A 14,469-nucleotide genomic window follows, 5' to 3' on the forward strand; every position below is an offset into this window, starting at 1 on the left:
GCGTCATCCGCCACGCCGACGCCGGCTACGAACGCGCCCTCGACGTCGCCAAGGAGCGCGGAGTCCGCATCCCCATGCTCCCCACGGACCCCCTGACCTCGCAAGCTCGGCCAGGGAACCCTGCCCGCGTGGCCCCAGAAACCCGCTGACCCGGCCACCACCCTCATCGATTGCTCCGTAACTGCCGTTTTGGGCCTTCAAAAGGGCCGTTACGGAGCAGTCGATGGAATCTCTTTCAAGGAATCTCCAATGACTACGATTACCCACGAACCGCTGACCGTTACCCTGGGCCCGGCGGGCGTCACCGCCGAGGATGTGCTCGCCGTCGCGCGCCACGACGCCAAGGTGACCATCTCGCAGGACGCCCTGGACACCGTCGCCAAGGTGCGTGCCCACATCGACAGCCTCGCTTCCAGCGACACCCCTGCCTACGGCATCTCCACCGGCTTCGGCGCACTGGCCAACCGCCACATTCCCAACGACCTGCGCACCCAGCTGCAGAAGTCCCTGATCCGCAGCCACGCCGCGGGCATGGGGCCGGCCGTGGAACGCGAAGTGGTCCGCGGCATCATGTTCCTGCGCGCCAAGACCCTGGCGTCCGGCCGGACCGGCGTCCGGCCGGTGGTCCTGCAGACCATGGTGGATGTCCTCAACGCCGGCATCACCCCGGTGGTCCGCGAGTTCGGCTCCCTCGGCTGTTCCGGCGACCTCGCCCCGCTGTCGCACTGCGCCCTGGTGCTGATGGGCGAGGGTGAGGCGGAAGGGCCCGACGGCGTGAGGTACGGCGGGCGCGGAGAGCGGCCCGTCGCTGAGCTGCTGGCGGAGCACGGCATTGAGCCGGTCACCCTCGCGGAGAAGGAAGGGCTGGCGCTGGTCAACGGCACCGAGGGCATGCTGGGCATGCTGCTGATGGCCATTGCTGACCTCCGCCGGCTGCTGACGACGGCGGACATCACCGCCGCGCTCAGCGTCGAGGCGCTGCTGGGCACCGACCAGGTGTTCCTGCCGGAACTGCACGCCGCCCTGCGTCCCCACCCGGGCCAGGCGGCCAGCGCCGATAACATGCTGCGCGTGCTCTCGGACTCGCCCATCGTCGCTTCCCACAAGGTGGGGGACTCCCGGGTCCAGGACGCCTACTCGCTGCGCTGCGCCCCGCAGGTCGCCGGAGCAGTCCGCGACACCGTCGACCATGCCGAACTGGTGGCCACCCGCGAGCTTGCGGCGGCCATCGACAACCCCGTGGTCCTGCCGGACGGGCGCGTCAGCTCCAACGGCAACTTCCACGGCGCTCCCGTGGCGTACGTCCTGGACTACCTGGCCATCGCCGTCGCGGACCTTAGCTCCATTGCCGAACGCCGCACGGACAGGATGCTGGACCCGGCACGTTCCCATGGGCTGCCCGCGTTCCTCGCGGCCGATCCCGGCGTGGACTCGGGCCTGATGATCGCCCAGTACACCCAGGCGGGGCTGGTCTCGGACAACAAGCGGCTGGCCGTACCGGCATCCGTGGATTCCATCCCCAGCTCGGCCATGCAGGAGGACCACGTGTCCATGGGGTGGCACGCTGCACGGAAGCTGCGCAAGGCAGTGGAGAACCTGCGCCGTGTCCTGGCCATCGAGCTGGTGACCTCGGCGCGGGCCCTGGACATCCGGACCCAGCTCTCCGGCGGGGAACTGGTTCCCGGCCCGGCGGGCGCCGCCGTGGTGGCCGCGCTGCGGAACGTGGTGGAGGGGCCGGGAACGGACCGGTTCCTGTCACCCGAACTCGAAGCGGCGGACCGCCTGGTCGCCTCCGGTGAGGTGTGCGCGGCGGCCGAATCCGCCGTCGGCTCCCTCGCCTGAAACCGAAGGATCTTCAGCTGCTGTTTCGCTTCAGTCCAGGGAGTGGAATTTCCGGCGCCGCGGCCCGCCGCGGTGCCGGGAGTGTAGTAGAACTGAAGATGTAGTGAAAGTCACATCAACGAAGCTGTGGCGGCAGAACGATACAAAGGGGTAGAAGTTCAAATGAAAGCACGTGGGGCAGTCCTGTCCAGGCGCAATGCCCATTCCGCTACGGTGGCCGACTGGAAATCCCTCCAGGCCGGGGACCGTGTCGAGATCATCAAGCATGCGCATGTGGTGGCAGCCGGGGAGGTGGAAGAGGTGTCGCAGAGCGGAAACGTCCTGTGGCTCGTGCCGGCCGGCCCGTCAGGTTCGGCGGACAAGGAGCTCTTCCTCAAATCCGACGGCGTCCAGGTCCGCCGCGGCTAGCGGTCCCGCCGGCACTATCGAAAAATCCCCGCACTGCCTTCCGGCAGTGCGGGGATTTTTTGCTGGCAGGCGTGTGGCCGGCGGCCCAACGCCTGGCAGGCGCGCACGGATCAGGCGGCGATGGACTCGTACGTCTCGCCGAAAGGTACTGATTCGTCCAGGGCGACGGTGTAGCGTCCGGGGTGGATCCGGGTGACAAGGATGCCGCAGGCGGCTTCCTTCGCTGCCACCTCGATCAGCTCCGCAACCGCACCTTCCAGCCCGGCGTGCACCTCGCTGGCGCTGGAGAATTCCAGGCTGATGGACCGGGCCGCCGGTGCTTCGACGGGCTCGGCAGCGGCCGGGAGGCGCTCCAAAGTGGCTGTACTCATGTGCTGAACTTTCTGTGTTTCCTGCCTAAGGGCAGCACCATTCTACCGACTGTTCCCGGCATATGTCAGATATCTGCCCAATTCAGGGTTCCAAGGACCAGTCATAATCGGCATTTTCGGCAGGCGTTGCCCGCATCAACCACCATGGAACCAAGGCCCCGCCGGCCTGCCGGAGTGACGCTACCACCGAAGGAGAATCCGGATGAAACTTATGCGCCTGGGCGAAAGCGGCAACGAGCAGCCCGCCGTGATGGTCGCCGCGCCGGACGGCTCCCGCCGCTACTTCAGCCTGCTTCCCCTCACTGCCGACGTGGATGGTGCCTTCCTCGCGGCGGGCGGCCTGGCAAAGGTCGGCGACGCCCTGGCGGCCGGCAGCTTGCCGGTCCTGGAGAACGCCGCAAGCCTCCGGGTTGGATCCCCGGTGGCCCGGCCGGGGTCGGTGGTGGGCATTGGAATGAACTATGCCGCCCATGCCGCCGAATCCGGAGCCGAGCCGCCCGCGGTTCCGGTGGTGTTCCTCAAACCCAGCAACACCGTTACCGGGCCCTTCGATCCCGCCCCGGTTCCGCCGGGTTCAACCCGGTTCGACTGGGAAGTGGAACTGGGGATTGTGATCGGCCGGGAGGCCAGCTACCTCGCAGCGGTGGAGGATGCCCCGGCGTGCATCGCCGGCTACGTCACGGCCAATGACCTCTCGGAACGGGAATACCAACTGCCGGGAGCCGGCGGGCAGTGGACCAAGGGCAAGTCCCTTCCCGGCTCAACTCCCCTCGGTCCTTGGCTGGTTCCCGCGGAAGACGCCGATGCCGGCAGGCTCCCCCTGCGCAGCTGGGTCAACGGCGAGCCGCGCCAGGATTCCTCCTCCTCGGAGCTGATCTTCGACGCCGCCACGCTGGTCCACCACTGCAGCCAGTACATGCGGCTTGAGCCCGGCGACGTGATCCTCACCGGGACGCCCGAAGGCGTGGCCCTGAGTGGCCGGTTCCCCTACCTGCAGCCCGGGGACGTGGTGGAGGTGGAGGTCGGGGGACTGGGCCGGCAGCGCCAGGAACTGTTCCAGGCGCAGCCGGCCCCTCTCGCCTGACCCCAGGGCGCTTAGCCCGCCTTGACCGCCAGGACCGGGCAGTCGGCCTCGAGCAGGATGCGCTGCGACGTGCTGCCCATGATCAGCTTGCCCACAGGGGTGCGGCGCCGGAGCCCGATCACAATGAGCTCCGCGTTGTGCTCCTCGGCGGCGTCCAGCACCTCCGCGGCGGCATCGTGCCCACGGACCGGCTGCTTGATCTCGTGGTTGATGCCCTGGGTGGCCAGGCGTTCCTCAATACCCTGGATGTCGCCTTCCTGGGCGAACCGGTTGTCCACTGGCGCGTCACCCTTGGAGGAGTTGATCACCAGCAGCTTGCTGTTGCGGTTCCGGGCCTCGGTGATGGCCTGGGTGAGGGCGGCTTCGCCTTCCGGGGTCGGGACGTATCCCACCACAATGGTCATGGTCTCTCCTGTTTCTGCTGGTGGTCGGTGGATGGCGATTACTCGCTGTAGTCGGCTGCCCCGGAATTGGCCGGAACCAAGGAACTGCGCGCCGGACGGTTGCGGCGGATCAGCTTGTAGGCCAAGGGCCACACCAGGATGAGCCCAATGATGACATAGATGCCGACGGCGATCGGCTCGCTGAACAGTCCCGCCGGGTCGCCGGCGCTCAGCTGGAGCGTCTTGCGCAGCTGCCCTTCGATGCGCGGGCCCAGGATCACACCGAGGATGAGCGGCAGAACAGGGAGCCCGAAGCGCCGCATCATGAACCCGAGCGCGCCCAGGATCAGCAGGATCACCAGGTCGAACGCCTGCAGGTTCACCGAGTAGGCGCCCAGCGTGGCGAAGAACAGGATGCCCGCGTAGAGGTACGGGCGGGGGAGCTGCAGGAGTTTTGCCCACATTGGTGCCAGCGGCAGGTTGATCAGCAGGAGCAACAGGTTGCCGATGAACAGGCTGGCGATCAGCGCCCATACCAAGGGGCCTTGGCTGGAGAACAGCTGCGGACCCGGCTGGATGCCATACGAGGTGAAGGCGGCCAGCATCACGGCTGCGGTGGCATTGGTGGGCAGGCCCAGCGCCAGCATCGGGGTCAGCGTGCCGGCGGCCGCAGCGTTGTTGGCTGCTTCCGGGCCAGCCACACCTTCGATGGCACCCTTGCCGAACTCTTCCGGGTGCTTGCTGAGGCGCTTTTCAGTGACATAGGAGAGGAACGTGGGGATCTCGGCGCCACCTGCAGGCAGCGCGCCGAACGGGAAGCCAAAGGCGGTACCGCGGAGCCACGGCTTCCAGGAGCGCTTCCAGTCGGACTTGCCCATCCACGGCTGGCCCACCGGGATGGCGTGCAGGGGAGTGCGGCGCAGGTGCGCGGCCACCCAGAGGGCCTCGCCCACGGCGAAGATGGCCACGGCCACCACCACGATGTCCAGGCCGTCCGCCAGGAGCGGCTGGCCGAAGGTCAGGCGGCGCTGGCCGGTGACTGAGTCCATGCCCACCAGGCCGATGGCCAGCCCAAGGCCCAGGGATGCGAAACCGCGCAGCCGGGAGGAGCCCAGCACGGCGGTGACGGCCAGCAGGGCGAGGACCATGATGGCGAAGTAGCTGGGCGCGCCGAGGCTGACGGCGAACTTCACCACGATCGGTGCGCAGACGGCCAGCAGCGCCGTGCCGATGGTGCCCGCGACGAACGAGCCGATGGCCGCCGTCGCCAGCGCCTGCGCCGCCCGGCCCGCCTTGGCCATCTTGTTGCCTTCAATGGCGGTGACCACCGACGACGATTCGCCGGGGGTATTAAGCAGGATGGAGGTGGTGGAGCCGCCGTACATGCCGCCGTAGTAGATGCCGGCGAACATGATGAAGGCGCTGGTGGGTTCCAGTGCGTAGGTGACCGGCAGCAGCAGGGCCACGGTCATGGCCGGGCCCAGTCCGGGGAGGACGCCGACGGCGGTGCCCAGGATGACGCCGATGACGGCGTACAGGAAATTCATGGGGGTCAGGGCGGTGGCGAAACCGTCCATCAAGGAGGACCAGACGTCCATTTAGAGGATTCCTTCCAGGAGGCCGGCCGGCAGTGCGATGCCCAGGCCGAGGTAGAAGCCGTAGAAGGTGAGCAGGGACAAGGCCACGGAGATCAGCCCGTCGCGGATGTAGCGGCGGCTGCCGAGGGCCAGGACGCTGCCCCAAAACAGGACGGTCCCGGAGATAACCCAGCCCGCCCAATCGATGAGCAGGATGTTCGCAACGAAGGCGCCCGCCAGCGGCAGGATGGTCTTCCAGTCCGCAGGGTGGGTCAGGTCGACGTCCTCGCCGCCCTCAGCTTCGCCCCTGCCGCCGCGCAGCACGTTGATGGCCAGCAGCACCGCGCAGACCACCAGCATGCCCGCCACGATGAACGGGACGGTCTTGGGCCCAACAGGATCGGACTTCGAGTAAGGGGTTACCAGGCCGTTGGCGTCCAGGAAGACCATGACGCCGGCCGCCCCGAGCAGGAGTGCGACTCCCAGCTCGGAGCGGCCTTTCAGGCCTGTGGTCAGGGAGGTCACGCCAACCCAAGCTTGGTCAGGACGTCCGCCACCCGCTTGTCCTGCTCGGTGAGGAAGGTCTTGAACTGGTCACCGGTGATGAAGGCGTCGGTCCAGCTGTGGGTCTTCAGCGCTTCCTTCCAGCCGTCGGTGCCGTGCATCTTCTCGAGGGCGGCGATCAGGGCAGCCTTGTCCTTGTCGCTGATGCCCGGAGGGGCCACGACGCCGCGCCAGTTGGTGAACACCAGGTCGATGTTGGATTCCTTCAGCGTCGGGGCGTCCACGCCGTCCAGCCGCTTTTCGCCGCTGGTGGCAAGGACGCGGACCTCACCGGATTCGATCTGCTTCAGGTACTCGCCGGCACCGGAGGCTGCGAAGCCGAGCTTGTTGCCGAGGATCGCGGGAAGCAGGTCGCCGCCGCCGTCGTAGGAAACGAAGTTGACCTTGGTGGCGTCGATGCCCACGGCGCCGGCGAGCTGCATGGGAAGCAGGTGGTCGGGTCCGCCGGGGGAGGAGCCGCCGCCGACGGCGATCGAGCCGGGGTCGGCCTTCCAGGCCGTGACCAGGTCGTCGATGGTCTTGTAGGGGGAGTCCTTGCTGACCATGATGGCGCCCGGCTCTTCGATCAGGCGCGCCAGCGGTGTGGTGTCCGTCAGCTTGGATTCTGACTTGTTGGTGTAGCTGGCACCCACGACGCCCAGGCCCATGAGCATGGCCAGGTCGCCGTTGCCCTTTTCGTTGACCACGCGGGCCAGGCCCACAGTGCCACCGGCGCCGGCCAGGTTGAAGACCTCGGTGTTGGTGGCGATCTTCTCGTCGTCGAGGACCTTCGCGGCGGCGCGTGCGGTGGTGTCGTAGCCGCCGCCCGGGGTGTTGGGGACCATGATCTGCAGGCCGGTGATGGGACCGGCGGCAGCGCCGGTGCTTTCCGAACCCGTGGAGCTCTTGCCGGTGGCACCGCAGCCGGTGGCCATCAGGGCGAGGCCGGCGGCGACGGCGGCGACTCGCAATGCGCGGATCTGGCGCATGGTGTTCCTCTTCTCATCAACATCTGGTCAGCATCGGCTGACTTGTGGGCCCGATGCCCTGTGCTTTCCGATGCTAGGGGCGGCAGTGACGGCGGTCACTCTTGTGTACGCAGAGAAAGTTGTGTTCATTGCGTTCACGTTTCCGGGACCCCACAAAGCCCCGTCCGGAGCCTGTGGGATATAGTTCCCGGTACCACCCACCAAACCTCCAGGAAAGACCATTGTGACTCGACGACGAGGAATGTCCCTCGCGGGGCAGTACCTTCTGCTGCAGTTGCTGATCGTCCTGGCAGTCCTGGTGGGAGTGGTTGCCATCTCGCTGGCCCAGTCGGCGGCGGCGTTTGAACGCATCGAGGGCCGGCGCGCCCTTTCGGCAGCGGAAGCGCTCGGCGGGAACCCCACTGTGCGCGAACTCCTTCCCGATGCCGGGCCACGGGGCGGGGCAGTCCTTCCCGCCGTGGCAGAGTCGGTGCGGATCGTCTCCGGCTCGTCGCAGGTGGCACTGGCCACGATTGACCGCACCGTGGTGGCGTCCTCGGATCCCAGCCTCCTGGGGCAGCCGCTGGAGCTCGGTGCCAGCAGGGTGATGGAGGGCCGGGCCTGGACGGGAGTGGTGGGCGGGGCGGCCACCCCGCTCCTGTCCGCGCACGTCCCGGTCCTCGACGACACCGGGCACATGATCGGGATCGCCTCCATCAGCCGCAACTATCCCACAGTCCTGGAACGGCTCGGCGATGCCGTCCCCAACCTCCTCACCTACCTCGGAGTGGCCAGTGTCCTCGGCGTCGCCGGCTCCCTCCTGCTCTCGCGCCGGGTCAAGCGGCAGACCCTGGGCATGGAACCCAGCGAGATCACCGGCCTGGTGGAGAACCGCGAGGCCATGCTGCAGGGCCTGAAGGAAGGCGTGGTGGCCCTGGACCCGCATGAACGGATCACCGTGGCCAACGGCAGTGCGCGGTCCCTGCTGGGGCTGCCGGAGGACTGCGTCGGCAAACGGGTGGCCAGCCTCGCCGTCGAGCCCGCCCTGAAGGAAGTCCTCACCCGGGAACAGCCCGGGCCGGACCAGCTGGTGCTCGTCGGGGACCGGCTGGTGGTGATGAACCGGGTGCCCATCCAGTCCCGCGGCCGGGTGATCGGCTCGGTGACCACGCTGCGCGACCGCACGGAGCTGTCCGAGCTGGAGCGGGAGCTCGGCAACACCCGCACGGCAACTGACACGCTCCGGGCCCAGGCCCATGAGTTCGCCAACCAGCTGCACGTCATCTCCGGCCTGATCCAGATCGGCGAATACGATTCCGTGGTCCAATTCGTCAACGGCGCCACGCTCGATCGCACCCGGCTCAACGACGAGGTCACCAGCCGGATCAAGGATCCCGCGCTCGCTGCCCTGCTGATCGCCAAGTCCAGCCTGGCCACCGAGCGCGGCGCGGTCCTGCAGCTGGACCCCGGTTCCGCGCTGGAGAAGGTGGACGACGAGATGTCCCGCGACCTCACCACCGTGGTGGGGAACCTGGTGGACAACGCGTTCGACGCCGTCACCGGGCTTCCGGAGCCAACCGTCACGGTGCGCGTGGACGGCAGGCAGGGCGGAAACGTCATAGTCACCGTGCGCGATACCGGGCCAGGTGTTCCCGGACCGTCGGCAGAGACCATTTTCCGCCAGGGCTTCACCACCAAGGACCCCGGCCCGGCGGGCAGCCGCGGCTTCGGCCTGGCCCTCTCCCGGGTGGTGTGCCGCCGCAGCGGCGGGAACCTCACGGTGGCCAACGACCACGGCGCAGTCTTCACCGCCGTGCTGAAAGGAAGCAAAAGCAAGACATGATCAAGGTCCTGATCGTCGATGACGACTTCATGGTGGCCAAGGTGCACGCCGGGTTTATCCAGCGCACCCCGGGCTTCACGGTGGTGGGCGCGGCACATACGGGCGCCCAGGCGGTGGCGGAAACACAGCGGCTGCAGCCGGACCTGGTGCTGCTGGACATCCACCTGCCGGACATCAACGGGCTGGACCTGATGCACCGGTTGCGGGAGGTTGCACCCGAGCTGGATGTCCTGGTGATCAGCGCCGCGCGCGAGGTGGAGACCGTACGCAAGGCGCTGCGCGGGGGCATCGTCCACTACCTGATCAAGCCCTTTTCGCAGACGGATTTCCAGGAGCGGCTGGAGCATTACCGCAGCGCCTACCAGGGTTTGGATGCCGCCAAGGACGTGGCGGAGCAGTCCGACGTGAACCGGGTCTTCGGTGTGGACCGTTCCGCGGCCCAGGGCGGGCGCCCGCTGCCTAAGGGCTGCAGCATCGAGACGCTGAAACTGGTGGAGGCCGCGCTGCATGCTGCCGCCGGAGACCTGTCGGCAGCTGAGGTGGCGGAGGAGCTGGGTACCTCCCGCGTCAGCGCCCGCCGGTACCTTGAGTACCTGTATGACGAAGGGCTTGCCGAGGTGCGGCTCAAGTACGGCGTGGGACGGCCGGAGCGCAGGTACCTGCTGAAAGGCGCCTGACCTGGGCACCCGTGGGGAGCCGGCGCGTACGAAGCCGGGTCAGCGCAGCAGGGTATCCAGCAGCCGCGCAGCGGTTTTGGCGGTGCGGCCGTCGATGTCGAAGTGCGGGTTCAGCTCGGCCACGTCAAGGTGCAGCAGCTTTCCGCTCTGCGCCACCTGCCTGCATACGGCCGTGATGACCGGCAGCGGCACTCCGTACGCTGCGGGGGCGCTGACGCCGGGTGCCACGGCGGCAGGCAGCACGTCCAGGTCAATGGTCAGGTAGAGGACGTCGATGTCCGCCAGGAAGCCCGCCACGAAGTCGCGGACCCGGTCAGCGTCGCAGTCTTCGTCCAGCAGGTACCGGACGTCCAGCGTGTCCGCGGTGTCGAACAGGACCTGCGTGTTGTTCGGCTCCGAGATGCCGACGACGGCGTAGCGGAATTCGCGCCCTGCGTCGGCTTCGGCGCGGGCCATTTGCAGGAACGGCGTCCCGGAGCTGGGAACGGCTTCGTCACGCAGGTCGAAGTGCGCATCGAGGTTGAGGACGCCCAGCCGCTGCCCGCCTTGAACCGCGGCGGAAGCGCTGGCCCCGAGGTAGCTGGCGTAGGCGGTCTCGTGGCCACCGCCGAGGACAACGGTCAGGTGGCCGGCGTCGAGCAGGGCAGCCACAAGCCCGCCAAGCCGTTCCTGCCCCGCTTCCAGTGCATCGCCGTCGACCACGACGTCGCCGGCGTCGGATACCGTGCGGTCCAGATGGAACGCCAGGGGGCCAAGTGCCCTGCGGATCGCGGCGGGAGCGGCGGCCGCGCCGGTGCGCCCCTTGTTGCGCCGCACCCCTTCGTCACTCGCGAAGCCCAGCAAGGCCACAGGCCTGCGGCCCGGTGCGGGTGCCGCGGCATCGACCGGACCCACCGCCTGCCACCAGCGGCGGTGTTCCGGGCCGTCGCCGTCGAACCTCCCGGTCCAGGGCTGAGGCGGGACGTCGGCGGCGGGGAGCGTGAAAGCCATGCCTCAAGCTCACCGCATGGCCCGGACGAAAACCAGCACCGCCGCCGTCGTCCTGTCCGGAATCCAAGAAACCTGTTCAAAGCGGCCGGCCGTTGCCGCGGAACAGCCCGGTCCGATGGGTGCGGGGGATAGGGTGGGACCAGTCCGCCCGCGTCAGCGTGGCCCTGCTGCGCCGGACCACGCAACAACGGCTGGAGAGCCCATGTTTGAAGCCCCTGACATTCTTTTCGCCGCAGCCGGGGTGGCGGTGTTCGTCGCCGCCGTCCTGCCGAAGCTGCTGCGCGACATGCCCCTGTCCATGCCCATGGTCTTCCTCGGCGCGGGCATGGCCGCGTTCGCGCTGATTCCATCGCTCCCCAACCCGGACCCCACGGAGCACGGCAACTTCGTGATGCACCTGGCCGAGATCTGCGTCATCGTTTCGCTGATGGGCGCCGGGCTGGCCCTGGACCGGCCCGTCGGCCGCAGGCGCTGGGGCACCACGTGGCGGCTGCTGGGGATCGCCATGCCGCTGTGCATCCTTGGCCTGACGCTGCTGGGCATGTGGCTCCTGGGACTGGGCCTGGGCGCGGCTCTGCTCGTGGCCTCCGCCCTGGCGCCCACCGATCCCGTCCTGGCCTCGGAAGTGCAGGTGGGTGAACCCGCCGACCACGACGAAGACGCCGACAAGGAGGACGAGGTCCGCTTCGGGCTCACGTCCGAGGCCGGCCTCAACGACGGGCTCGCCTTCCCGTTCGTGTACCTTGCCATCGCCATCAGCGTTGCCGGCGGATCATCCTCCGGCTGGTTTGCCGGCTGGCTGGGACTGGATGTGGTGTGGCGGCTGGCCCTGGGCCTGCTGGTGGGCTTCCTGACCGGAAAGCTGCTGGCGATGCTGTTCTTTTCGGCGCGCCGGGAAAGCCTGCGGCTGTCCAACCATTCGGAGGGTTTCGTGGCCCTGTCGGCAACGTTCCTGGCATACGGGCTGACCGAAATGGTGGAGGGGTACGGCTTCGTGGCGGTCTTCGTCTGCGCCCTGACCATCCGTGCCGCCGAGCGCACCCACGGCTACCACCGGGTGCTGCACTCCTACGTCGAGCAGCTTGAGCGGCTCCTGACCGTGGTGATCCTTGTCCTGCTCGGCGGCGCCATTGCCCGTGGCCTGCTCGCCGGCGTCGGCCCCGCGGAGTTGCTGGTGGCGCTGGCGTTCCTGCTGGTGGTCCGGCCGCTGGCTGGCTGGGTGGGGCTGCTGGGCGGCAGGACCGGGCCGCGGGAACGCATCGCGTTGTCGTTCTTCGGCATCCGCGGGATCGGCTCCCTGTACTACCTGGCGTTTGCGCTGGACGAGGGCCACTTCGCGGACCAGGGGCAGTGGCTCTGGTCGTTCGTGGGGCTGGTGGTTGCACTTTCCATCGTGATCCACGGTGCCACCACGTCGCCGCTGATGAACCGGCTGGACCGGCTGCGCCAAAAGAAGGCGATTGCGGTGTCCGGGGACGAAGGGCTTGCCCCGAATACGCCTGTATAGCGCGAAGGGCCGGGGCGGCGGTTGCCGCCCCGGCCCTTCGGGCTGGCCTTTTGGTGCCAGCGCAACTACATGCCCAGCGCGGCCTCGATCGGCCCGATGGCGAAGAACAGTGCGAACGCCGCTGCCACGGCCCACATCAGCGGGTGGATGTCCTTGACGCGGCCCTGCACGGTGCGGATCAGGACGTAGGCAATGAAGCCGGCGCCCAGGCCGTTGGCGATGGAGTACGTGAACGGCATCAGGGTGAAGGTCAGGAAGGCCGGGATCGCGATGCCCCAGTCCTGCCAGTCAATCTTGCCCACCTGGGACACCATCATGAAGCCCACCACCACCAGGGCCGGGGCCACGGCCTCGAACGGGACGAGGTTGATCAGCGGGGTGAAGAACATGGCCACCAGGAACAGCAGGCCGGTGACGATGGAGGCGATGCCCGTCCGGGCGCCCTCGCCGATGCCGGCACCGGCTTCCACATAGATCTGGTTGGAGGAGACGGACGCGCCGCCGCCGATGATGGCGCCGAGCGCGTCCACCTGGAGCACCCGGTCGACGTCGGGGATGTTGCCGTGCTCGTCCACCGTGCCGGCCTCGTTGGCCAGGCCCACCATGGTGCCCATGGCGTCGAAGAAGATGCTGAGCAGGATGACGAAGGCCAGCAGCGTGGCGGCCACGAAGCCCAGGTGCTCGAACGCGCCGAACGGGTTGGCTTTGCCGATCAGGGAAAGGTCGGGGGCCGCCCAGCCGGAGAAGGCGGGCGCCACCAGGGACCAGCCCTGCGGGTTGAAGTTCTTGCCGTCGAAGCTGGGCCCGATGTGCAGGGTCAGTTCCAGGATGACGGACAGCACGGTGGAGGTGATGATGCCGATCAGGATGGCGCCCTTGATCTTCCGCACCACCAGGGCGATGGTCAGGACCAGGCCGAACACGAACACAGCGGTGGGCCAGCCCAGGAGCTTGCCCTCGAAGCCCAGGCCCACGGGGACAGTGGTTCCTGCCACGTCCGGAATACGGCGCACGAACCCTGCATTCACCAGGCCGATCAGGGCAATGAACAGGCCGATGCCCACCACGATGGCGGTCTTCAGCCCGTCAGGAACGGCCTTGAAAACGGCGGTACGGAAACCGGTAAGGACCAGGATCAGCATGGTGACGCCGGACAGGACCACCAGGCCCATCATGTCCGGCCACGTCAGGCCGGGATTCGTGGCCACGGTGACCGCCACGAAGGCGTTGACGCCCAGGCCCGTGGCCAGCGCGAACGGATGCCGTCCCCAGGCCCCCATGAGGATGGTGAGCAGGCCGGCGACGAAGGCAGTCACCGCTGCCACGGCGGTGAAGCCCAGCGTGGTGCCGCCGGAGTCCGGCCCGGACAGGATCAGGGGGTTCAATACCACGATGTAGCTCATGGCGAAGAAGGTGGCGAACCCGCCGCGGATCTCGCGGGAAAGGTTGGAACCGCGCTCGGTGACCCTGAAATAGCGGTCCAGGGCAGAGCCTTGCTTAAGCATTAGTCCTCCGGGGAAGTGTGTGGGGATACCTGCATCCTAAGGGAGCGGCACCGGCGGGGCAGGCAGATTCGCCTAGTCTGTAAGGAAGCCAACACAAGGAGCAGTCCACGCATGCGTTCCACCTGCCGCCCGTTGCTGAGCCTGGTGCTCGGGGCCATCTTCCTTGCCGCGTCGGTCCTGGGCCTGGCAGGTCCGGCCGCCGCGCATGACGCCGCCGAGTCCACGAGCCCGGCCCAGGGCGCAACACTCGCGGCACCGCCGGACGAGGTGTCGGTGACGTTCGGCAACAAGCCACTGGGGATCGGCTCGTCCTTCTCGGTCAAGGACGCGTCCGGCACCGAGTGGGCCGACGGGCCGGTGCAGATCGTGGACAACGTGGCCACGCAGAAGCTTCGGCCCGGTGGCCCGGCGGGCGCATACACAGTTGCGTGGCGCGTGGTCAGTTCCGATTCACACCCCATCGAGGGGACCTTCAGCTTCACCGCGGCCTCCGGGGCAGCGGGCGCATCCGGGCAGAGGACCGCAGGAAGTCCGACGACGGCGGGAACAGTCCCGGGCATGGGCACCGCCCGGCCCGGGGTGACGGAGGAGCCCTCCGCGCCTGCCAGCGCGGGCGAGCCGTTCCAATGGAGCATCGTGATCTTCGCGGCCGTCGCAGTGGGCCTGCTCGCCGCCCTCGGCATCCTTGCCAGGCGCCGGCTCACCGGAGACAACGGGAACGGCGGCGAGGACAACGGCGGCGCGGACAAGGAAGACGGGGAGTAACCCGCG

14 protein-coding genes are annotated in these 14,469 nt (G+C 68.2%); 7 read left to right on the top strand and 7 right to left on the bottom strand.

The genetic code is table 11. The features are described 5' to 3' along the window. Positions 1-249 precede the first annotated feature (249 nt). A complete protein-coding gene (gene hutH, locus ACYSM9_RS14305; protein ID WP_461857617.1) occupies positions 250-1,842 on the top strand; it encodes a histidine ammonia-lyase in 1,593 nt (530 codons plus the stop codon). A 162-nt stretch (positions 1,843-2,004) separates the two neighbouring features. After that, positions 2,005-2,250 (top strand): hypothetical protein, encoded by a 246-nt coding sequence (locus tag ACYSM9_RS14310; protein ID WP_461857618.1) that lies wholly within the window; start codon positions 2,005-2,007, stop codon positions 2,248-2,250. A gap of 110 nt (positions 2,251-2,360) precedes the next feature. On the opposite strand, the gene ACYSM9_RS14315 is transcribed toward ACYSM9_RS14310, so the two are convergent. After that, on the bottom strand, positions 2,361-2,621 hold the full coding sequence (locus ACYSM9_RS14315) for a hypothetical protein (protein WP_461857619.1): 261 nt from the start codon (positions 2,619-2,621) through the stop codon (positions 2,361-2,363). Between the two features lie 202 nt (positions 2,622-2,823). Between ACYSM9_RS14315 and ACYSM9_RS14320 the strand changes: the two genes are divergently transcribed. Then, entirely contained in the window at positions 2,824-3,705 is an 882-nt protein-coding gene (locus ACYSM9_RS14320) for a fumarylacetoacetate hydrolase family protein (protein ID WP_461857620.1), read from the top strand. An 11-nt stretch (positions 3,706-3,716) separates the two neighbouring features. Here the strand turns inward: ACYSM9_RS14320 and ACYSM9_RS14325 are convergent, their stop codons facing one another. Genes ACYSM9_RS14325 through ACYSM9_RS14340 form a run of 4 tightly spaced genes read right to left on the bottom strand, consistent with a single transcriptional unit; the run spans position 3,717 to position 7,197 of the window. Further along, positions 3,717-4,109: a universal stress protein gene (locus ACYSM9_RS14325; RefSeq protein ID WP_461857621.1), complete on the bottom strand. Its 393-nt coding sequence runs from the start codon at positions 4,107-4,109 to the stop codon at positions 3,717-3,719. 38 nt (positions 4,110-4,147) lie between these two features. Then, positions 4,148-5,686, bottom strand: coding sequence for a tripartite tricarboxylate transporter permease (locus ACYSM9_RS14330; RefSeq protein ID WP_461857622.1), 1,539 nt, complete (start codon positions 5,684-5,686; stop codon positions 4,148-4,150). Continuing rightward, entirely contained in the window at positions 5,687-6,190 is a 504-nt protein-coding gene (locus ACYSM9_RS14335) for a tripartite tricarboxylate transporter TctB family protein (RefSeq protein ID WP_461857623.1), read from the bottom strand. Then, a complete protein-coding gene (locus ACYSM9_RS14340) occupies positions 6,187-7,197 on the bottom strand; it encodes a Bug family tripartite tricarboxylate transporter substrate binding protein (RefSeq protein ID WP_461857624.1) in 1,011 nt (336 codons plus the stop codon). Before ACYSM9_RS14340 ends, ACYSM9_RS14335 begins: the two co-directional genes overlap by 4 nt. 241 nt (positions 7,198-7,438) lie before the next feature. On the opposite strand from ACYSM9_RS14340, the gene ACYSM9_RS14345 reads away from it, so the two are divergent. After that, positions 7,439-9,019, top strand: coding sequence for a sensor histidine kinase (locus ACYSM9_RS14345; RefSeq protein ID WP_461857677.1), 1,581 nt, complete (start codon positions 7,439-7,441; stop codon positions 9,017-9,019). Continuing rightward, the gene (locus ACYSM9_RS14350; protein WP_461857625.1) at positions 9,016-9,696 is read left to right on the top strand and encodes a response regulator; all 681 of its coding nucleotides are present in this window, start codon (positions 9,016-9,018) and stop codon (positions 9,694-9,696) included. Before ACYSM9_RS14345 ends, ACYSM9_RS14350 begins: the two co-directional genes overlap by 4 nt. A 39-nt stretch (positions 9,697-9,735) precedes the next feature. On the opposite strand, the gene hutG is transcribed toward ACYSM9_RS14350, so the two are convergent. Next, the gene (hutG, locus tag ACYSM9_RS14355) at positions 9,736-10,686 is read right to left on the bottom strand and encodes a formimidoylglutamase (protein ID WP_461857626.1); all 951 of its coding nucleotides are present in this window, start codon (positions 10,684-10,686) and stop codon (positions 9,736-9,738) included. 202 nt (positions 10,687-10,888) lie between these two features. Between hutG and ACYSM9_RS14360 the strand changes: the two genes are divergently transcribed. Further along, complete coding sequence (locus tag ACYSM9_RS14360) at positions 10,889-12,193, top strand: cation:proton antiporter (RefSeq protein ID WP_461857627.1); 1,305 nt, start codon at positions 10,889-10,891, stop codon at positions 12,191-12,193. A gap of 65 nt (positions 12,194-12,258) precedes the next feature. Here ACYSM9_RS14360 and ACYSM9_RS14365 read toward each other — a convergent pair whose 3' ends face one another. Beyond that, on the bottom strand, positions 12,259-13,698 hold the full coding sequence (locus tag ACYSM9_RS14365; RefSeq protein WP_461857628.1) for an NCS2 family permease: 1,440 nt from the start codon (positions 13,696-13,698) through the stop codon (positions 12,259-12,261). A gap of 111 nt (positions 13,699-13,809) precedes the next feature. On the opposite strand from ACYSM9_RS14365, the gene ACYSM9_RS14370 reads away from it, so the two are divergent. Beyond that, on the top strand, positions 13,810-14,463 hold the full coding sequence (locus tag ACYSM9_RS14370) for a copper resistance CopC family protein (protein ID WP_461857629.1): 654 nt from the start codon (positions 13,810-13,812) through the stop codon (positions 14,461-14,463). The last annotated feature ends 6 nt before the right edge of the window (positions 14,464-14,469 follow it).

The organism is Arthrobacter sp. C152 (assembly GCF_054890965.1).

Coding starts and splice junctions, on each gene's coding strand:
- hutH (WP_461857617.1), top strand. CDS start 250: ATGACTACGATTACCCACGAACCGCTGACCGTTACCCTGGGCCCGGCG.
- ACYSM9_RS14310 (WP_461857618.1), top strand. CDS start 2,005: ATGAAAGCACGTGGGGCAGTCCTGTCCAGGCGCAATGCCCATTCCGCT.
- ACYSM9_RS14315 (WP_461857619.1), bottom strand. CDS start 2,621: ATGAGTACAGCCACTTTGGAGCGCCTCCCGGCCGCTGCCGAGCCCGTC.
- ACYSM9_RS14320 (WP_461857620.1), top strand. CDS start 2,824: ATGAAACTTATGCGCCTGGGCGAAAGCGGCAACGAGCAGCCCGCCGTG.
- ACYSM9_RS14325 (WP_461857621.1), bottom strand. CDS start 4,109: ATGACCATTGTGGTGGGATACGTCCCGACCCCGGAAGGCGAAGCCGCC.
- ACYSM9_RS14330 (WP_461857622.1), bottom strand. CDS start 5,686: ATGGACGTCTGGTCCTCCTTGATGGACGGTTTCGCCACCGCCCTGACC.
- ACYSM9_RS14340 (WP_461857624.1), bottom strand. CDS start 7,197: ATGCGCCAGATCCGCGCATTGCGAGTCGCCGCCGTCGCCGCCGGCCTC.
- ACYSM9_RS14345 (WP_461857677.1), top strand. CDS start 7,439: ATGTCCCTCGCGGGGCAGTACCTTCTGCTGCAGTTGCTGATCGTCCTG.
- ACYSM9_RS14350 (WP_461857625.1), top strand. CDS start 9,016: ATGATCAAGGTCCTGATCGTCGATGACGACTTCATGGTGGCCAAGGTG.
- hutG (WP_461857626.1), bottom strand. CDS start 10,686: ATGGCTTTCACGCTCCCCGCCGCCGACGTCCCGCCTCAGCCCTGGACC.
- ACYSM9_RS14360 (WP_461857627.1), top strand. CDS start 10,889: ATGTTTGAAGCCCCTGACATTCTTTTCGCCGCAGCCGGGGTGGCGGTG.
- ACYSM9_RS14365 (WP_461857628.1), bottom strand. CDS start 13,698: ATGCTTAAGCAAGGCTCTGCCCTGGACCGCTATTTCAGGGTCACCGAG.
- ACYSM9_RS14370 (WP_461857629.1), top strand. CDS start 13,810: ATGCGTTCCACCTGCCGCCCGTTGCTGAGCCTGGTGCTCGGGGCCATC.